Origin of the sequence: Burkholderia ubonensis (assembly GCF_902833085.1) — a bacterium.
GTDB classification, from domain to species: Bacteria; Pseudomonadota; Gammaproteobacteria; order Burkholderiales; family Burkholderiaceae; genus Burkholderia; species Burkholderia ubonensis.
In genome coordinates, this window is sequence record NZ_CADFEB010000007.1 from 340,983 (window position 1) to 360,945 (window position 19,963).

Below are 19,963 nucleotides of genomic sequence, written 5' to 3' on the forward strand. Positions count from 1 at the left end.
GTCGGACTTGACCCAACGCCATGATGCGTTTTGGGAATGAAGTCGTGAGTTAATATCAATAGCCGCCCGACTTGTGGCCATCGACAATGCTGGCCATGGATCGCACGCCGCGACCCGGGCAGACGCGCGGCGGCGCGGCCGGGCCGCCGGGCGGCCGCAAGGCCCGCCGGACGCGCATCCGCTTGCACAGGGCGCGCGAACGCGCTCCAATCGAATCACGCGGGCGGCGTTGCCGCCGCACCGATCAATCTGTCCCTGAAGAGGAAGTGATGCAATTCAACGACATTCTTGCCGCGCTCGACATCGATCTCGCCCAGTGGAAAGGCAATGCGCTGACCGCGCGCTCGCCGCTCGACGGCGCGACGCTCGCGACGCTGGCCGTCGACAGTCCTGCCGACGCCGAGCGCAAGATCGACGCCGCGCACGCGGCATTCCTCAAGTGGCGCACGGTGCCCGCGCCGGTTCGCGGCGAACTGGTGCGCGTGTTCGGCAACGTGCTGCGCGAGCACAAGGCCGCGCTGGGCCGGCTCGTCACGCTCGAAGCCGGCAAGATCACGTCGGAAGGGCTCGGCGAAGTGCAGGAAATGATCGACATCTGCGATTTCGCGGTCGGCCTGTCGCGCCAGCTGTACGGCCTGACGATCGCGTCCGAGCGCCCGGGCCACCGGATGATGGAAACGTGGCACCCGATCGGCGTGTGCGGCGTGATTTCGGCGTTCAACTTCCCGGTCGCGGTGTGGGCGTGGAATGCGGCGCTCGCGTTCGTGTGCGGCGATCCGGTCGTGTGGAAGCCGTCCGAGAAGACGCCGCTCACCGCGATCGCGTGCCACGTGCTGCTCGGCAAGGCGCTGCGCGAGTTCGAGAAGACGCACCCGGGCGTCGCGCCGGAAGGCCTGAGCCAGCTCGTGCTCGGCATGCGAGACGTCGGCGAGGTGCTGACGTCGTCGAAGAAGGTGCCGGTCGTCAGCGCGACGGGCAGCGTGCGGATGGGCCAGGAAGTCGCGAAGGTGCTGAGCCAGCGCCTCGGCCGCGGCATCCTCGAGCTCGGCGGCAACAACGGGATGATCGTCGCGCCGAGCGCGGATCTCGATCTCGTCGTGCGCGCGGTCACGTTCGCCGCGGTGGGTACGGCCGGCCAGCGCTGCACGACGCTGCGCCGCCTGATCGTGCACCGCAGCGTCGTCGATCAACTGCTGCCGCGCCTCGAGAAGGCCTATGCGTCGGTGACGGTCGGCAGCCCGCTGGAAGCCGGCACGCTCATCGGCCCGCTGGTCGACCGCGCGTCGTTCGACGCGATGCAGAAGGCGCTGGCCGATGCGCGCGAGCAGGGCGGCGAGGTGAAGGGCGGCGAGCGCGTCGACTTCGGCCACGCGGATGCGTACTACGTGCGTCCGGCCATCGTACGGATGCCGAAGCAGACGGCGGTGGTCGAGCGCGAGACGTTCGCGCCGATCCTCTACGTGATGGTGTATGACGACTTCGCGGATGCGATCGACGTTCACAACGCGGTGCCGCAGGGCCTGTCGTCGGCGATCTTCACGAACGACATGCGCGAGGCCGAGCAGTTCATGTCGGCGGCGGGCAGCGATTGCGGGATCGTCAACGTGAACATCGGCACGAGCGGCGCGGAGATCGGCGGCGCGTTCGGCGGCGAGAAGGAAACGGGCGGCGGGCGCGAGTCGGGTTCGGATGCGTGGAAGGCTTATATGCGTCGCGCGACGAACACGATCAACTACAGCCGGGAGCTGCCGCTGGCGCAGGGCGTGAAGTTCGACGTGTAATGCGGTGCGCCGGATTCGGCGCTGCGCGTGAGTGAGACGGGCCGGTTGCCGCGATGCGGTGGCCGGCCCGTTTCGTTTGCGGCGCTCGCCCGACGGTCCGGCACTGGGCATTCTGACAGTGGCATTTCCGGATCGGATCAAGCACCATGCGCGGTTTGCCGCCCGCTTCCCCGAAAACGAACCTCGCCCGGTCGTGCCGTCATGAATGGACATGAGATTCTTGCGAAATTGGCGGGGCACTCGCCAGTCGCGATGCAGCGCTATGCCTCTTCCTGTTTGCGCCGCTACTGCGAGGTCAAGGGGCTCTCGCATCCGGCCGTCGATGCGTTGCTGGCTCATCTCGATTCGATCGCGACGAGCCGGGACCTGGCCGAGTGGGAGCGAAAGGGGGCATTGCTCGATTTGAATGGAAGGGGCGATCCGATCCCGGCGGACATCACGTTCGCGTTGTCGGAAGAGGAGCGGAGCGCGTTTGCGGAGCTGGTCGAGAGCGTGGTGGAGGTCGGCATCGTCGACCTGTATGGTGCGAAGACGGATTTGCCGTTGCGCTTCCTGGACAAGGCGATGCGCATCCTGGAGCGGAACGGGATTCCTTTGCCGGCATGGATCGAGTCATCCGTTTGAGGGCCGCTTCAGCGGGCCGCGGCTCGTCCGATTGACGATTTTTACAGCCGCGGCCTGGGGTTCCCGGTAACGGACAGGCGGGAAGTCCGGCTCGGAGACGGCGGCCAGGCGCGTGGACGGTGGTATCGCTTTCTGCTCAGGGCTGCGAAATGGGGGGCCGGGGCGTTACGCCTCCCCCGCCGGCATGTTCTGCACCATCAGCATCCGCGGGCTCGACAGCGAGATCTGCGCGGCGCGCAGCCGCTTCAGGATCTCGAACAGCAGGTCGCTCTTCGTCGACCCCGCGATTCGCGGGCTCCCGACGTAACCCGTCACGCTCAGCGTGATGCCGTCCGGCGTGAGCTGGCTGAACGTGACCGACGGCGCGGGCTTCTCCAGAATCGACGGATGCTCGCGGTACGCATCGAGCAGCAGGTCGCGCACCTGCTCCGGATCGGTGTTCAGCGGGAACGTCAGCACCAGCGTCGCGACGCCCTGCGTGCTGTTGCCCATCGTCACGTTGCGCAGGTTCTGCGAGATCAGCTGCGAGTTCGGCACGATCACGGTCGAGCGGTCGCTGAGCTGGATCTCGGTCGCGCGCACGTTGATCCGGCGGATGTCGCCCTCGACGCCGCTGATGCTGATCATGTCGCCGACCTTCACCGGCCGCTCGGTCAGCAGGATCAGCCCCGACACGAAGTTCTTCACGATCTCCTGCAGGCCGAAGCCGATACCGACCGACAGCGCGCTGACGATCCACGCGAGCTTGTCCCACCGCACGCCGAGCAGCGCCAGCGTCATCAGCGCGATCAGCGCATAGCCGACGTTGCTGAACAGCGTGACGAGCGACGCGCGCATGCCGGGGTCCATGCCGAGCGCCGGCATGAACTCGTTGTCGAGCCAGCGCCGCACGGAGCGCAGCAGGTAGAGGCCGATCGCGAAGCCGATCACGGCGTTGATGATCCGGTCCGGCAAGATGTCGAGGCTCTGCAGCTTCTGGCCACCGACCACCGCGACCAGGCTGTCGAGCAGGTCGCCCGGCGTCGTGCCGAAGCCGCCCGTCAGCAGCGCGATCACCGCGAACAGCATCAGCAGGCTCGTGCCGAGGCCCGACAGTACGGTCTGCGCCTGTTCGAGATGCTTGTCGCCGAGCCCGAACAGGTGCTTGATCTGCCTGCCGCTCGACAGGTTCGGGTTGAACAGCGTGGCGCATGCGTCGCGCGTCAGTTGCGTCAGCACGTACACGCTGCACAGGACGATCTCGAACCAGACCAGCTCGAAGGTGATGAAGCGTGCGACGGTGATGTAGCCGATCATCAGCGCGAGCAGCGACGCGACGATCGCAAGCGACACGCCGGCGTGGATCAGCCCCGCGAGCGTCGAGCGCTGCTCGGGCGCTTCGCCGGCCGCCGCGAGCGCGCTGCGCACGCGGTTCGCGCGCAGCAGCGACGCGCCGACCGTCAGCGTGACGACGAGCGCCACGATGCCGCGCCCGAACAGCGTGACCGACAGGCTCGTGTCGACGATCCGGTTGATTTCCTCGAGCGTGCCGGACACGAGCAGCAGCCCGGCCAGCACGCCCGGGAACGGGCGCATCGCGCGGGCGACCGGATCGGCGAGCGCGGGCAGTCGCCACGACGGATGGCGCGTGCACAGCAGCGCACGGCCGAGGCCCGCGATCAGCGCGCAGGTCAGCGCGAGCTTCGCGAACTCGTCCCACAGGTCGTTGAGCGTCGGCGTGAGATCGTAGCGACGCGCCAGCGCGACATACAGGAGTTGCACCGCGACGCCGGTGGTCAGCAGCGTGGTGACCGCGGTCGACAGCGCGAGCGCGCTGCGGCGCAGGCGGGTTTCGGGCAGGCGGTTCACGCAGAACCACGCGAGCCCGCGTTCGATGAGCCGCCGGCCCACGATCCAGACCGCCAGCGCGGCGAGCAGCAGCAGCGTGGTCACGACGCGCTGCCCCGGCTGCCAGGCCGACTTCAGCATTGAGACGAGCTGATCGTCGAAGTCGCCGAGCCGCTGCGCGTCGCCGGGCGGCACCCGGAACAGCGGCAGCCAGAATTGTGCGCCGAAGATGCTGCCCGAGCGCAGCACGAGCTGGTTCTTCAGCATGCTGCGATTCAGCTTCGAGAACTGGTCGGTCAGGTTGGCGAGATTGCCCTTCTGGTCGGCGGCCTGCTTCAGCGCCGCATCGATTTGCGCCTTGCGTGCGTTCAGCGCCGCGCGCTGCTGTGCGACGGCCGGGGTCTCGGGCGCTGCGCCCGGCGCGGGCGGCGGCCCGAGCACGTCGAGCTGCGCCTGGATCTTTGCGCGCTGCGGGACCAGTTGCGCGCTCAGCTTGTCGACGGCGGTGCTCAACGCCTGGGTCGATTCGGCCAGCGAGTCGAGCACCTTGCCGTTCGTCGCGGCGGACGTCTGCTGCTTGATGCGGTCCTGCTGGACCTGCATCTGCTTCAGCTCGGCGACCGCGTCGCTCAACGAAATCGTCGGGGCGGATGCGCCGTCGGCGGTGGCCGCGCCCGGTTCGGAAGCCGGCGACGGGAACGCGGACGCCGCCGCGGCCGGGATCAGGACCAGTAACGCGATCAGCGCGACCCGGCGTGCGAAAGTGGAAAGTTGTTGTATGCGCATGGAATCCTTACGATTTGCCGACATGGCCGCTGCCGGCAGATCGTCCACGGGTTGTCACGGTTGGGCAGAAGGCATGTTACCGGTGTGCGCCGGCGTCGGCCGCTGTCGCGGAATCTTCCGAGGATAGCGGCATGCGGCGTGCGATGTGTCGAGGTTGTGCGGCGGCGGGGCGGTTGCGCCGCGCGCAGACTGGCGTGACGCGCTTGCGCGGCGCGACGCGGCGGTCGATCCGCCGTGCGGCGCGGCAGTGCGCCGGCCGACAGATGGTTACGAAATTTACACAATGTGCGGGGCCGCTACAATGGAACCGATTCGCTTGACGGCCGCGCGACGGCCGCCTGGCGACGAGACGACACGACAAGACAACATCAGGAGACGCGCACACGATGGCTTCAACGGACACTTTCCCACGGGCGCCCGCAACGCCGAACTCCACGCTCGACGCCGGCTCGATTTCCGCCCGCCTCGACCGCCTGCCGCCCACCCGCAGCGTCTGGAAGCTCGTCGTGCTGCTGAGCCTCGGTTTCTTCTTCGAACTCTACGACCTGCTGTACAGCGGCTACGTCGCACCGGGCCTCGTGAAAAGCGGCATCCTCAGCGCGACGACCCACGGCCTGTTCGGCACGACCGGCGTCGCGAGCTTCATCGCCGCGCTGTTCGCGGGCCTCTTCATCGGCACGATCGCGTGCGGCTTCCTTGCCGATCGCTTCGGACGCCGGGCGATCTTCACGTGGTCGCTGCTGTGGTACACGGCCGCGAACGTCGTGATGGCGTTCCAGGACACCGCCGCCGGGCTGAACTTCTGGCGCTTCGTCGTCGGCCTCGGGCTCGGCGTCGAGATGGTGACGATCGGCACGTACATTTCCGAACTCGTGCCGAAGCAGATCCGCGGCCGCGCATTCGCGTGCGAGCAGGCGGTCGGGTTCGCCGCGGTGCCGGTCGTCGCGTTCCTCGCTTACCTGCTCGTCCCGCGCGCGCCGCTCGGCCTCGACGGCTGGCGCTGGGTCGTGCTGATCGGCGCGCACGGTGCGATCTTCGTCTGGTGGATCCGCCGCGCACTGCCGGAAAGCCCGCGCTGGCTCGCGCAGCAGGGCCGGCTCGACGAGGCGGACCGCGTGATGCGCGCGCTCGAGGCGAAGGTCGAGGCGGAATACGGCCGCCCGCTGCCGCCGCCCGCGCCTGCCCAGCCGGTGCATGCGCGCGGCAGCTTCCGGGACATGTGGGTGCCGCCGTACCGCAACCGCACGATCATGATGACGATCTTCAACGTGTTCCAGACGGTCGGCTTCTACGGCTTCGCGAACTGGGTGCCGACGCTGCTGATCAAGCAGGGCATCACGATCACGACGAGCCTCGCGTATTCGAGCGTGATCGCGCTGGCCGCGCCGATCGGCCCGTTGATCGGACTCCTGATCGCCGACCGCTTCGAGCGCAAGTCGGTGATCGTCGCGATGGCGGGCGCGGCGGTGGTCTGCGGGCTGCTGTTCAGCCAGACGACGGCGGCCGCGCTCCTGATCGTGCTCGGCATCGGCCTCACGCTCGCGAACAACATCATGTCGTACAGCTTCCACGCGTACCAGGCCGAACTGTTCCCGACCGCGATCCGGGCGCGCGCGGTCGGCTTCGTCTATTCGTGGAGCCGCTTCTCGGCGATCTTCACGTCGTTCGCGATCGCCGCCGTGCTGAAGGGCTTCGGCACCGCCGGCGTGTTCGTGTTCATTGCGGGCGCGATGGCGGTCGTGATGGCGGTGATCGGGCTGATGGGGCCGCGCACCAAGGGCATCGCGCTCGAAGCGATCTCGAAGTAGCGGCCGCGCGGCGCGCAAGCGCCGCATTTCCCACGCGCGTAGAATGAAAAGTCAGACGACTCTCGCACCCCCATCGGCCTGATCGCGCTGCGCGCGACCGGGCGCGCAGCGGCGAGGCGTCGGCGTTCGATGCGTCGTGGCCTCACGCGGACTGTGCGCTCGTTCAGCACGCGCGATGGCCGCTCCGGCCGATGGCATCGATCTTATGACGTTTCCTCGCGTGATGCGGCGGCTCATGTGGCCGCGCCGTCTTGCCGTTTCCTTTGCCGCGTGCGCATGTGCCGCGGTTCCGGCACTTCCCGTGCTCGCTGCGTCGCCCGCGTCCGCAGTGTCGCCGACGGCAATTGCTGCACCATCGTCGGCTGCATCGGGCGCATCATCCTCCGCGCCCGCCGCCTCCTCCGGCACGCCGGCGAGCGAGGTGGCGATCCCGTTGCCGAGCATGCATCCGCCGCTGTCTCCCGCCGACGCCGCGAGCGCGACCGCTCGCGCAGTCGACATGCGCAAGCTGTTCGCGCAGGAAGTGACGCGCCGGCTGAACGTGCCGTCAAGCGAGCAGCGCGCCTATGGCCAGCGCCTGCAGCAGGCGCTGGCAGACGACGATCTCGCCGGCCTCGCCGGCGAATACGTGGTGATGGTCGATCGCGCGCCGGCCGTGCAGGCGCTCTTCATCTACTTCCGCGCGACGTCGGCCAATGCGTGGCTCATGATCGGCGCGGCGCCGGTCGCGACCGGGCTGCCCGGCAAGTACGACCACTTCGTTACGCCGCTCGGCGTGTTCACGCACACGCCGGACAACATGGATTTCCGCGCGGAAGGCACGACCAACGACATCGGCATTCGCGGCTACGGCCGCCGCGACATGCGGATCTACGACTTCGGCTGGGTGGACAGCGAGCGCGGCTGGGGCAAGGGCGGCGTGTCGGCGATGCGCTTCCAGATGCATGCGACCGATCCGGAGCGCCTCGAACCGCTGCTCGGCATCCGCCATTCGAAGGGCTGCGTGCGGATTCCGGCGTCGCTGAACACGTTCATCGACCGTCACGGGATGCTCGACGCCGACTACGAGGCGCGCGCGGAGGAGGGCAAGTCGTTCTGGGTGCTGCACCCCGGGCGCGACATCACGCCGATCGAGGGCCGCTATCTCGTCGTCATCGATACCGCGCGCAACACGCGCCCGGCTTGGGCGCCGATGCCGGGCCGCAACGCGTGGGCGAAGGTGCCGAAGGGCGGGGATACGGCGGATTGACGGCCGGTCCGGCCGCCGGCGCGGGTGAAGATGAGAATAAATCCGTTTTATTGATGCATAAGAAAACAAAACTTTTATGATCGCGACCGGGTTCGTATAGTCGAGGCCGGTATCGCGGAACCCGCCGCGCCCGGACTCAACCGACCTCACGACCCGCATGAAAACTCTCTACAAGCTCGCTCCGCTCGCGATGCTCGGCGCATTCGCGACCCATGCCTGCGCGCAAAGCAGCGTGACGCTGTACGGTCTCATCTCGGCCGGCGTCGGATTCGCGACCAACCAGGGCGGCAAGAGCGCGTGGCAGGCGCTGTCCGGCACGAACCAGAACCCGCGCTGGGGGCTGAAGGGCAAGGAGGATCTGGGGCAGGGGCTGTCGGCGATCTTCCAGCTCGAGAACGGCTTCAACGTGATGACCGGCGCCGCCGCGCAGAACGGCCGCGAATTCGGGCGCCAGGCGTATGTCGGCCTCGCCGACCGCGCCTACGGCACGCTGACGTTCGGCCGCCAGTACGACGCGATCCACGACTACATCGGCCCCGTGATCATCGCGAGCAATGGCGTGAACATCGGCGACAACGACAACGGCTACAACGACATTCGCGTGCAGAACTCGGTGAAGTACGTGAGTCCCGACTACTACGGACTGAAGCTGACCGCGCAGTATGGCTTCAGCAACGCGACGGGCTTCGCGAACAACAACGCTTGCAGCTTCGGCATCGGCTACGAGCACGGCCCGCTGCGCTGGAGCGCCGTGTATGCGCAGTACAACCATCCGTACAGCGGCACGAACCCGGACGGCGCGATCGCGAACGACTACGCGTCGCCGCTTTTGATCTTCAGCAAGAGCGCGACGTCGCCGGCGGTGTTCGCGCGCCGGCAGCGGATCGCGGGTACGGGCGGTTTCTACACGATCGGCCACGCGCAGTTCGCGGCGATGTTCACCGACGTCCGCTACGATTACCTCGACAACTCGCACCTGCACCTGCAGAACGTCGGCGTGAACGTCGTCTACACGATGACGCCGCAGCTGTTTCTCGGCGCCGCGTATGCGTTCACGAACGGCAAGTACGACGTGATCGGCAAGCGCCCGAAATGGCACCAGGTGAACCTGCAGGCCGATTATTTCCTGTCGAAACGCACGGACGTCGCACTGACGGTGATCGCGCAGCAGGCGGCGGGCGACGCGGACCACGCGCAGATTTTCGCGTATGCCCGCTCGACCGGCACCCGCCAGATGATCGCGACGCTCGGCGTGAGGCACGTCTTCTGATCATGACCATGACGAACACAGCCTTTCCCCGCCGCAGCTTCCTGAAACTGTCCGCCGCGCTGGCCGGCACCGCGCTCTTGCCCGATGCCGGCGCGTTCGCCGCCGGTCCGGGCGCCGCGCGTCGCACCGTGATCATCGATACCGATCCGGGGCAGGACGATGCGATCGCGATCCTGTTCGCGCTCGGCGCGCGGGATCGTCTCGACGTGCGCGCGCTGACCGCGGTCGCGGGCAACGTACCACTCGACCTGACCGAGCGCAATGCGCGGATCATCCGCGACTGGGCCGGATGCACGAACACGCTGCCGGTCTACGCGGGCTGCCCGCGGCCGCTCGTGCGCGAGCTGATCACGGCCGCGAACGTGCACGGCAAGACCGGCCTCGAAGGCGTCGAGCTGCACGAGCCGAAGGCGACGCTCGCGTCCGGTCATGCGGTGGCGTATCTCGTCGATACGCTGCGCGGCGCCGCACCGAACAGCGTGACGCTGTGCGCGCTCGGCCCGCTGACCAACCTCGCGAGCGCGCTGATCGAGGCGCCGCAGATCCGCGCCGGCCTGCGCGAGATCGTGCTGATGGGCGGCGCGTTCTTCGAGCGCGGCAACATCACGCCGGCCGCCGAATTCAACATCTACGTCGATCCGCAGGCGGCCGACGTCGTGTTCGGCAGCGGTGTGCCGATCGTCGTGCTGCCGCGCGACGTCGCGGTGAAGGCGCCGATCACGCCCGCGCGGGTCGCGCCGTTTCGCGCGCTCGGCAACCGCTGCGGCGCGATCGTCGCGGACATCATGGCGGCCGAGCTCGCGTACAACAAGAAGCGCCGGGGGATCGACGAAGCGCCGATGTACGACCCGACCGCGGTCGGCTATCTCGTCGATCCGTCGATGTTCAGCGGCCGCAACGTGAACGTCGTGGTCGAGACGGCCGGGCAGTGGACGCTCGGCGAGACGGTGGTCGACTGGAACGGGCGCAGCGGCCGCACGCCGAACGCGACGTGGATCAACGAGGTCGATGCGGACCGCTTCTATGCGGTGCTTGCCGAGCGCATCGCGAAGCTGCCTTGACCACGCGCCGGGGATCGTCAGATGTGCTTCGCAAGCCATTCGCGACACGCGCTCACGTGCGGGCCGCGATCGTCACCCGTGAGCGAGACCAGCGAGATCGCGCGCGTGAGGCGCGGCTTCTCGACGCGCAGCGCGACGAGCTCGGGATCATGCAGATGCATCGTGTAGAGGCTCGGCAGCACGACCGTCGCGAGGCCGTTGCGCGCGAGCGCGTAGAGCGGCTCCGTGTATTCCATCCGGTAGGTGACGTTCAGGCGCAGCTTCTCGGCGCCGCCGGCGCGATGCAGCGACTCGCTGACGCTGCCGCGCACGAACACGGCCAGCTCGCGGTCGACGAGCTTCGCCCACGTGACGGCCTTCGCACCGGCGAGCGGGTCGTCTTGGCGCACGACGATCACGATCTCGTCCTCGAACAACTGCCGGTAGTGCAGCGCGCCGTCGTCCTGGTCGGGTTCGCGCACGCCGATGCCGAGATCCGCGACACCGTCGCGCACCGCTTCGACGAGCGCGCTGTTGGGCAGGTCGGTGAGCGTGAAGCGCAGCGTCGGGTGCGCGTCGCGCAGTGCGTTGAGCGCAGGCAGCAGGCGACCCGCGACCGACGGGATGAACGCGATCCGCACGGTCTGGATGCGCTCGCCGATGACGCGCGTCATGTCGTCGAAGGTGCCGCGCGCCTGGTTCAGCAGACGTTCGGCGAGCGGCAGCACGGCCTCGCCGGCGGAGGTCAGCGTGAGCCGGTGCGCGGAGCGCGCGAACAGCCGGCCGCCGAGCAGGAACTCGATTTGGCGGATCGACGCGGTGAGCGCGGGCTGCGTGAGCGACAGCGCCTGCGCGGCCTGCGTGAAACTGCGCGCATGCGCGAGCACGACGAAATGCTGGACCTGCCGGAGCGTGAGCGCGGGCAGCAGGGACGAGCGGTCGGACGACATCGGGCGATAAGGTACGAAAAAGCGGGCGAAAGGACGGCCGGAAGGCGGTACGCGGCAGTATAAGACCGCGCAGCGCGGGCCGACACAGGACAATATTCGGAATCGACAGGAGAACAGGATGTCATCGACACACGCAGCGCCGGCCCGCATGCCGGCCCACTGGCTCGAGCGCCGCTTCGCGCTCGCCGCGCGCGGCAGCAGCGTGCGCGTCGAGGCGATCGCGGGCGTCACGTCGTTTCTCGCGGCCGCGTACCTGCTCGTCGTGATCCCGTCGCTGCTCGCCACCGGCGGCATGGAACGCGGCGCGGCGACCACCGCGACGATCGTCGTGTTCGTGCTGTTCACGCTGCTGATGGGCTTTTACGCGAACCTGCCGTTCCTCGTCGGTCCCGGCATCGGCGGCTCGGTGATCATCGGCGTCACGCTCGCGACGACCGAGCACGTCGGCTGGCAGACGGGCCTCGGCATCGCGTGCGTGTCCGGCGTGCTGTTCTTGCTGCTGACGATCGTCGGCGCACGCGGCGTCGTCGTGCGGTTGATCCCGGTGCAGATCAAGCTCGGGCTCGGCGCGTCGATCGGCCTGTTCGTGACGATGCTCGGGCTGCGCAACGCGGGGATGGTCGTCGCGAACGCGAAGACCAACGCGTTCGCGCTCGGCGATTTCTCGCGGCCGGGCGCGCTCGTCGCGTTGGTCGGGCTGGCTGTCGCGATCGTGCTGCAGGCGCGCAAGGTGCCGGGCGCGATCCTGATCGCGATTCTCGTCGCCGCCGCCGCGGGCGTGCCGCTCGGCGTCACGCACCTGCCCGCGTCGTTCGTGTCGCTGCCGCACAGCATCGCGCCGATCGCGCTGAAGCTCGATCTCGGCGGCGCGCTCACGCTCGCCGCCGCGCCGTACCTGTTCGCGTTCTTCGCGGCGGAGTTCTTCTCGACGCTCGGCACCGCGCTCGCGGTCGGCGCGAAGGCTAACCTGCTCGACGAGCACGGCAACCTGCCGGACATCAACCGGCCGTTCCTCGTCGATTCGCTCGCTGCGACGCTCGGGCCGGTATTCGGCATTCCCGCGCTGACCGCGTTGATCGAGTCTGCCGCGGGCGTCGAGGCGGGCGGCCGCACCGGCCTGTCGTCGGTCGCGGCGGCCGTGCTGTTCGCCGCGATGCTGCTGTTTGTGCCGGTCGCGCTCGCGATCCCGAAGGAGGCGACCGCGCCGGCGCTGATCCTGATCGGGCTGTCGATGTTCGCGACGATCCGCCATACGCATTTCGACGACTTCACCGATGCGCTGCCCGTGATGGCGATGGTGCTGCTCACGCTGATGTCGAACAGCTTCGGCACGGGCATCGCGGGCGGCCTGTTGTGCTACGTGCTCGTCAAGCTGCTCGCGGGCCGCCGGCGCGACGTGTCTTGGGGGCTCGTCGCGCTGGCGGTGCCGCTCGGCTACTACTTCTGGACCGTCGTGAAGCCGCACTGAGAGGCGACTTCGGCGACGCATCGGCAACACCCCGAACGAGAGTGACATGAAGGGAACACCAGGTAACGTCCCGGCCGCGCGCACGGGCATCGAGATCATGCCGGCCCACCGGGCCTTTTTCCACGCGATGCCGAAGGTCGAACTGCATTGCCACCTGCTCGGCGCGGTGCGCCACGACACGTTCGTCGAGCTCGCCGATCGCAGCGGCGCGCCGATCGCGCGAGCGGAGATCGACGCGTTCTATGCGCGTGGAAAGCGGCCGGTTGGCGTGCTGCACGTGCTGCGTGCGCTGGACCGGTATCTGCTGAAGCGGCCCGACGACCTGCACCGGATCGCCTACGAATACCTGCAGGATGCGGCCGCGCACAACGTCCGCCACTGCGAATTCTTCTGGAATCCGACGGGAACGGTACGGGTGTCGGAGATCGCCTATCCGGACGCGCAGGCCGCGATCGTCGCGGCGATTCGCGACGCGGCGCGCGACTTCGGGGTCAGCGCACGGCTGATTCCGAGCATCGACCGCGAGCAGGACCCGGACGAGGCGGTCGCGATCGTCGAATGGATGACGGCGCATCGCGCGGACGAAGTGGCGGGGCTCGGGATCGACTATCGCGAGAACGACCGGCCGCCGGAGCTGTTCTGGAAGGCTTACCGGGATGCGCGCACGGCCGGGTTCCGCACGACCGCGCATGCCGGCGAGTTCGGCATGCCGTGGCGCAACGTCGAGACCGTGGTGGACCTGCTGCAGGTCGACCGGGTCGATCACGGCTACACGATCGTCGACAACCCGGCGCTGTGCGCGCGCTATGCGGAGCGCGGGATCGTGTTCACGGTGGTGCCGACCAACTCGTATTACCTGCGGACCTTGCCGCCGGACGAGTGGGCGGAGCTGCACCCGCTGCGCAGGATGCCGGGCCTCGGGCTGAAAGTGCATCCGAACACCGACGATCCGACGCTGCACAAGGTCGATCCGAGCGAGGCGTGGGAACTGATGTTCAGCCATTTCGGCTTCACGGTCGCCGACCTGAAGCAGTTCATGCTGAACGGGATCGACGGCGCGTGGATCGACGACGCAACGAAGGCCGCGTGGCGCGCGACGTGGTCGCAGGAGTACGACCGGCTCGCCGCGACGCTCGCGGCGGGCTGAGCGTGATCGATTGCCGCGACGGGTCCCTATAATGCGTGCGCGGCGCGTCCGCCGCAGAACCGACGACAACGACAGGGACGAACATTCCGATGGGCAATCGAGCATGGCTGTACCTCCAGGCAGGCGAGGGAGATGACGCGCGAACGATCGAGTTCGCGGAGGCCAACAACCACTTTCCGGTGCTGTGGCGCGTGCTGCTCGCCCGCGGCAATGCGGGCGAAGCGATCACGTACCAGCGCGTGTTCGGCGATGCGGGCACGCCGAACCTCGTCAGCGACGCACGCGCCGCGCACGCGCGGATCAGCCGGCTCGCGGCGTTCGTCGCCGCGTATCCGCTGAAGGGCGATGACCCGGCGCTCGCGCGCCAGTTCGACGCGGTCGTGCGCCACCTCGGCGAGCAGATCGACGCGCTCGGCGACGCGCAGCGTACGCCGCTGCTGTCCGCGAACCTGGACGAACTGTCGTGGTTCGACGACGGCGACCCGAACGACTACATCGATGCCGAGCGCGATGCGTGCACGCGCCTGTGGTGGCGCGTCGCCAACTGCATGGACTTTCGCGACGTGCGCGGCGTGCGCGACGCGCTGGAGATCGAGCGAGCGTCCGGCTGGGGCGCGTGGGCGTGGCATTTCGGGTTCGGCGGGATGTCGCACGTCTACTTCGGACGCCAGAACCCGCCGCGTGGCGCCGCCTACGCGGACTTCGTCGGCGAAGGCGAGGTGCACGGCGACTATCTCGACCATGCGCTCTACAGTTTCCGGGCGCGCAATGGGTTGTGGGGCGCGCGCCGCGACGCGGGCGACGCGTGGGAGATCGTCCTGCCGCCCGAATGGACGGGCCTGTGGCGCAGCGGCGCGCGCGACCGGAGCCTGATCTGGGCCGCGCGCGACGGCCGCGTCGGGCTGATACGGTTCGACGACGACGACGGCCCGCAGATCGTGCGAGAACCGACGTTCGACGAAGTGTGGGATTTCGACGACGACGTTGCGTGCGTGCGCGTCGGCGACAAGTTCGGGCTCGTTCGGATGGATGGCGCATGGGTGCTCGAACCGTCGCTCGACGATTTCGGCGGGTTCGCCGGCGGGCTCGCATCCGCGAGCGTCGACGGCCGCTGGGGCTTCGTCGACATGCGCGGCGCGTGGGTCGTCCCGCCGCGCTTCGACGCCGCGCAGGAATTCGTGCGCGACGGCGCGGCGGTATGCGACGGCGATCGCTGGGGGCTCGTCGGCCGCGACGGTCAATGGCGCGCGCAGCCGGAATGGACGTCGCTCGAATGGTCGGCCGAGTGCAACGCGTACCTCGCGCAGCGGGACGGTCATGCGGGCCTCGTCGACATGACGGGCCGGGTCGTCATCGAGCCGCGCTATGCACGGGTGGCGCCGTTGGCGGACATAAACCGGATGGAGACGCTGCACGAACTCGGCGCGATGCGCTACATCGTGCAACGCGACGACGCGCGCTGCGCGATCGTCGACGGCGACGGCCGGGTGCTGACGCCGTTCGATTTCACGAACGCGGGTGCGCTCCAGTGGCTGCCCGACGACGAAGACGTGCCGGCCGAGCTGTTCACGCGCCATGCGGTCGGCGTGATGCCGGGCGAACCGGCGTCGCTGGCGGTCTGCGACTTCGACAGCGGCGCGACGATCGCGCTCGGTCAGTATGACGAAGTAATGGGCCTGTACTGGGGCGCCGATCACGGCTGGCTCGCCTGCCGATACGCGGAAGGCGGCGACGACGTGCACGCGGCGGTGTTCCGTGCGGACGGCACGGTGCTGCACCCCGCGCGCTATACGCGGATCGGCGATGCGGCGCTGTTCGACGACGAAGGGCAGCACGCAGCGGATGCGGCGCTGCAGCCGTGGTTCGTCCGGCGCGTCGAGCTTGCGCAGAGCTGGAGCGTCGACGAGCCGGTTGCCGCGTTGCGCGACGACGGCGTGCCGGTGTGGCTGTACGCGGACGGCCGAGTCGACACGCACCGGTGACGCCGCGTTACCGGAACAGCCTGAGCCAGTCGAACAGACCCGGACGCGGATGTCGCTTCGGCGGCGGCGGCGTGTAGGTCCTCGGCCGGAAATCCGGCGACAGCTGCGCGCGCGGGTCGATCACGCGCGCACGCAACGCGGCGTCGTAGAACGTGCCGACGATCGGCAGCGCGCTGTGCGCGCCTTCGCCCCAGTAGTCGCTGCCGAGCGTCACGTGGCCGTCGTCGAAGCCGACCCACGCGCCGGCCACCAACTGCGCATGCATCAGGATGAACCAGCCGTCGGCGCTGTCCTGCGTCGTGCCCGTCTTGCCGGCCACGTCGGCGCGAATGCCGTAGCGCGAGCGGATGTCCGCGCCGGTGCCGCGATCGACGACGTCGCGCATCACGTCGACGAGCGTCAGCGCCGCATTCGCAGGCAGCGCCCGTTCCGGCGGCGGGCTCGCGAATGCGGCCAGCACCTTGCCGTCGTGATCCTCGATGCGCGTGACGATCTGCGGTTCGACGTACATGCCGCGGTTCGCGATCGTGCCGTAGGCCGACACCATCTCCTTCAGCGTGACCGGGCTCGTGCCGAGCGCGAGCGACGGCACCGCGTCGAGCGGACTCTCGCGCACGCCCATCGCGCGCGCGAGCCGCACCACCTTCGCCGGGCCTTCGTGCTGCATCAGCTGCGCGGTGATGCGGTTGCGCGAATGCGCGAGCGCGTCGCGCAGCGTCATCGGCAAGCCCGTCGGCGGTTCCGCGTCGGTCGGCCGCCACACCGAGTGAGCGTCGAGCGGGATCGCGACATTGCGGTCGACGAACGTGTCGCCCGGCCGCAGGCCGTCCGCGAACGCCGCGCCGTAGACGAACGGCTTGAACGTCGAGCCCGGCTGGCGGCGCGCCTGCTGCACGTGATCGAACGGTTCGTCGCCGAAGTCGGGGCTGCCGACCCACGCGCGGATCTGGCCGTTGCGCGGATCGAGCGCGACGAAGCCGGCCTGTACCTGCGTCTTGCTCCGGCACAGCGCGCGCATGAAGTCGCGATTCGCGCCGAGCCTGCGCAGCGCGACCGGGTCCGTCAGGCCGGCATCGCGCGCGCTGCGATAGTCGGGCGTCTGGCGGATGAAGCTGCGGAACAAGTCGTTGCGCAGCCCGCAGCCGTTCGGGCCGCGCCACGCGTCGTTCGCGATTTCCTGCAGCCGGTCCGTCTGCCGTCCGACCGCCTGCGTGGCGATCTCCTGCAGGCGCGAATCGATCGTCGTGCGCACGACGAGCCCGTCCGAGTAGATGTTGTAGTTGTTGCGGTCGGCCCACGCGATCAGCCATTTGCGCAACAGCACGGTGAAGTGCGGCGCGAGGCCGGGCGACGTGGCCTGCGGTTCGAAATCGACGCGCAGCGGCCGGCGGATCAGCGCCGCATACGCATCGGGCCGCAGCTTGCCGTACTTCTCCATCTGACCGAGCACGGTGTTGCGCCGCTGCAGCGCGCGCTCGGGGTTGAGCACCGGGTTGTAATAGCTGTTGGCCTTCAGCATGCCGACGAGCGTCGCGCTTTCAAGGATGTCGAGCTGGGCGGCCGACTTGTCGAAATAGGTACGCGCGGCCATTTCGACGCCGTATGCGTTGTACAGGAACGGCACCGTGTTGAGGTAGGTCTCGAGGATCTGATCCTTCGTGTACACGCTCTCGATCTTGAACGCGGTCACCAGTTCCTTCAGCTTGCGCGTGAGCGTCGGCGCGCGGCCGACTTCGTCGGGATACAGGTTGCGCGCGAGCTGCTGCGTGATCGTCGAGCCGCCCTGGCGGTCGCCGGAGAACGTATGCAGCGCGGCGCCGAGCGTGCGGCGCCAGTCGATGCCGTGGTGGTCGTAGAAACGGCGATCCTCGGTCGCGATCAGCGCGTCGACCATGTGCGGCGAGATTTGCGACAGCGGCACCCATTCGCGGTTCACCGGCCGGAATTCGGCGATCACCTGGCCGTCCGCCGACATGACCTGCGCGGGGCGGTCGATGCGCGCCTTGCGGATGTCGCCGATGCTCGGCGTGAACGGTACGAACGCGAGCAACGCCAGCAGCCCCAGCACGGGCATCGCGGCGAGCGTCAGCGCGATGCCGCGCCGCGTCGGATGCCGCAGGCGGCGCAAGCCGGCGGCGAGGGCGGAGCGGATGGCGGCAGCGCAGGCGGCAGCCGGCGGCCGGACGCGGGCGAGCCACCTTGCGCACTGCTCGCGGAAAAACGACACGGTTCGGCGATTCACGTTGGCGGGGCGCGGGCGGAAAAGGCGCGATCGTAGCAAACGGAACCGGCGCGCCGCCGGCCAAAACCGGCTCCCGCTTGCAGGATTTACAGACGATTACACTTGTTTCCCGCCACCAACGTCTCGTCGCCCGATCGACGGCGATTTGCCTGACGAATCGCCGCGTTCGCGAGCGCGCGCCGCACCCGCCGTGGTCAGCGCCTCGACGGCCGTGCGGTGGCCGTCGCCACCATGGCGATCACGTCGGCGAGCCGTTGCGCGGCGGCTTCCATCTGCGCGCGGTCGAAGCCGCCGAAGCCGAGCACGAGGCCCGGGCGGCCGGTGCCCGGCGCGAACATCGGCGACACCGCGCGCACCGCGACGCCGGCGTCGGCCGCCCGCGCGACGACCTCGCGATCGTCGAGATGCGCGGCGAGCCACAGCACGACGTGCATTCCCTGATCGCCCGGCTGCAGCCACGCGAGCGCGCTCGGCAGCCGCGCGCCGAGCGTGTCGATCAGTTGCGCGCGATGGTCCGCGTAGACGCCGCGTACACGGCGGATGTGGCGGTCGAGATGGCCTTGCGCGATGAACGCCGCGAGCACGTGCTGGTCCGAGGTCGGCGCGTGGCGATCCATCAGCACGCGTGCGCCGCAGAACGCGGCGACCAGGTCGTCGGGCGCGATCACGTAGCCGAGCCGCAGCGACGGGAACAGGATCTTGCTGAACGTGCCGAGATAGATCACGCGCTCGGGATCGAGCCCGTGCAGCGAAGGAAACGGATAGCCCTCGTAGCGCAGCTCGCTGTCGTAGTCGTCCTCGACGATCCACGCGTGGTTCGCGCGCGCCCATGCGAGCAGCGCGTTGCGACGCGCCATGCTCATCGGCATCCCGAGCGGGTACTGGTGCGACGGCGTGACGAACGCGGCCCGCGCGTGCGGCGCCATCCGGATGCCGGCCTCGACGTCGATGCCGTCCGCGTCGACCGGCACGCGTACCATCGCGTCGCGCCGGCCGGTGCTTTCCAGCAGTGCGGTGATGCCTCGGTACGCGGGGTTCTCGACCCAGGTCTGGTCATGCGCGCCGAGCAGCACCTGGCACGCGAGATGGAGCCCTTGCTGCGTGCCGCTCGTGATCATGACCTGGCCGGGTTCGCAGCGCACCGAGCGCGACTTGCGCACATGGTCGGCGATCGCTTCGCGCAGCGGCAACGCGCCGAGCGGATCGGCGTAGCCGGACGGCGCGCCCGCGCCCCGCGCGCGCAGCCGGTTGCCGAGCCGGCGCCAGATGTCGTCGGGCGCCGTCGGGCCGACGGGCACCGAGATCGCGAACGGTACCGCCGGCAGCGGGCTGAACTCCTGTGCGATCCGCGCGAACGTTGCCGCCGGATCGGGCAGGCCGCGCGGGCGGTCGGCGCGGGCCGGGCGCCGGCGTGCGGTTGCGGCGGCCGGTGCGGCGGCGAGCGGTGGCGGCTCGGCCAGCGCCTGTGCGACGCGCGTATCCGCGCCGCCGCGCGATTCCAGGAAGCCCTCGGCGACCAGTTGCGCATAGGCATCGACCACGGTCCCGCGCGCGATCCGCAGCGCCGCCGCGAGCAGGCGCGTGGACGGCAACGCGTCACCCGGCCGGATGTCGCCGTTGTGGACCGCGTCGCGCAGCGCCTGCGCAAGCTGGCGGCTCAGGTTGCCGGCGGCGCGGTCCAGCGCGCCGAGCGACGGGATTTCGATGTGGCGGGTGGTTCGCGCCATGATTCTGGTTCGCTGAAATTGTGTCAAACCGGCTCTACAGCATAAACCAGTTTGCGGCCACA

Annotated in this window: 13 protein-coding genes; 9 read left to right on the forward strand and 4 right to left on the reverse strand. The window is 69.0% G+C overall.

Annotation, left to right across the window (positions count from 1 at the left end; all coding sequences use genetic code 11):
- The first annotated feature begins 269 nt into the window (after positions 1-269).
- Both amaB and HWX31_RS21445 read left to right on the forward strand, forming a co-directional pair.
- The gene (amaB, locus tag HWX31_RS21440; RefSeq protein WP_059611894.1) at positions 270-1,781 is read left to right on the forward strand and encodes an L-piperidine-6-carboxylate dehydrogenase; all 1,512 of its coding nucleotides are present in this window, start codon (positions 270-272) and stop codon (positions 1,779-1,781) included.
- Positions 1,782-2,033: 252 nt separating this feature from the next.
- The gene (locus tag HWX31_RS21445; protein ID WP_208456085.1) at positions 2,034-2,405 is read left to right on the forward strand and encodes a hypothetical protein; all 372 of its coding nucleotides are present in this window, start codon (positions 2,034-2,036) and stop codon (positions 2,403-2,405) included.
- 165 nt (positions 2,406-2,570) lie between these two features.
- Here the strand turns inward: HWX31_RS21445 and HWX31_RS21450 are convergent, their stop codons facing one another.
- Entirely contained in the window at positions 2,571-5,018 is a 2,448-nt protein-coding gene (locus HWX31_RS21450; RefSeq protein WP_174963910.1) for a mechanosensitive ion channel family protein, read from the reverse strand.
- A 386-nt stretch (positions 5,019-5,404) separates the two neighbouring features.
- Between HWX31_RS21450 and HWX31_RS21455 the strand changes: the two genes are divergently transcribed.
- The 4 genes from HWX31_RS21455 (at position 5,405) to HWX31_RS21470 (ending at position 10,406) form a co-directional block, all read left to right on the forward strand.
- On the forward strand, positions 5,405-6,826 hold the full coding sequence (locus HWX31_RS21455; protein WP_174963911.1) for an MFS transporter: 1,422 nt from the start codon (positions 5,405-5,407) through the stop codon (positions 6,824-6,826).
- Positions 6,827-7,001: 175 nt separating this feature from the next.
- Positions 7,002-8,075: a hypothetical protein gene (locus tag HWX31_RS21460; protein WP_415494223.1), complete on the forward strand. Its 1,074-nt coding sequence runs from the start codon at positions 7,002-7,004 to the stop codon at positions 8,073-8,075.
- 157 nt (positions 8,076-8,232) lie between these two features.
- Positions 8,233-9,345, forward strand: a complete 1,113-nt coding sequence (locus tag HWX31_RS21465) for a porin (RefSeq protein ID WP_174963913.1) — start codon at positions 8,233-8,235, stop codon at positions 9,343-9,345.
- 8 nt (positions 9,346-9,353) lie between these two features.
- The gene (locus HWX31_RS21470) at positions 9,354-10,406 is read left to right on the forward strand and encodes a nucleoside hydrolase (RefSeq protein WP_174963914.1); all 1,053 of its coding nucleotides are present in this window, start codon (positions 9,354-9,356) and stop codon (positions 10,404-10,406) included.
- 17 nt (positions 10,407-10,423) lie between these two features.
- Here the strand turns inward: HWX31_RS21470 and HWX31_RS21475 are convergent, their stop codons facing one another.
- Complete coding sequence (locus HWX31_RS21475) at positions 10,424-11,335, reverse strand: LysR family transcriptional regulator (RefSeq protein WP_174963915.1); 912 nt, start codon at positions 11,333-11,335, stop codon at positions 10,424-10,426.
- A gap of 118 nt (positions 11,336-11,453) precedes the next feature.
- On the opposite strand from HWX31_RS21475, the gene HWX31_RS21480 reads away from it, so the two are divergent.
- The 3 genes from HWX31_RS21480 (at position 11,454) to HWX31_RS21490 (ending at position 15,932) form a co-directional block, all read left to right on the forward strand.
- Complete coding sequence (locus HWX31_RS21480) at positions 11,454-12,803, forward strand: NCS2 family permease (protein WP_174963916.1); 1,350 nt, start codon at positions 11,454-11,456, stop codon at positions 12,801-12,803.
- Positions 12,804-12,849: 46 nt separating this feature from the next.
- Positions 12,850-13,950 carry an adenosine deaminase gene (add, locus tag HWX31_RS21485; protein ID WP_174963917.1) on the forward strand — a complete coding sequence of 367 codons (1,101 nt, stop codon included), beginning with the start codon at positions 12,850-12,852 and terminating at the stop codon, positions 13,948-13,950.
- 89 nt (positions 13,951-14,039) lie between these two features.
- Positions 14,040-15,932 (forward strand): WG repeat-containing protein, encoded by a 1,893-nt coding sequence (locus HWX31_RS21490; protein ID WP_174963918.1) that lies wholly within the window; start codon positions 14,040-14,042, stop codon positions 15,930-15,932.
- A gap of 7 nt (positions 15,933-15,939) precedes the next feature.
- Here the strand turns inward: HWX31_RS21490 and HWX31_RS21495 are convergent, their stop codons facing one another.
- Complete coding sequence (locus HWX31_RS21495; RefSeq protein WP_244143796.1) at positions 15,940-18,174, reverse strand: penicillin-binding protein 1A; 2,235 nt, start codon at positions 18,172-18,174, stop codon at positions 15,940-15,942.
- 194 nt (positions 18,175-18,368) lie between these two features.
- The gene (gene pdxR / locus HWX31_RS21500; protein WP_174963919.1) at positions 18,369-19,901 is read right to left on the reverse strand and encodes a MocR-like pyridoxine biosynthesis transcription factor PdxR; all 1,533 of its coding nucleotides are present in this window, start codon (positions 19,899-19,901) and stop codon (positions 18,369-18,371) included.
- Between the last annotated feature and the right edge of the window lie 62 nt (positions 19,902-19,963).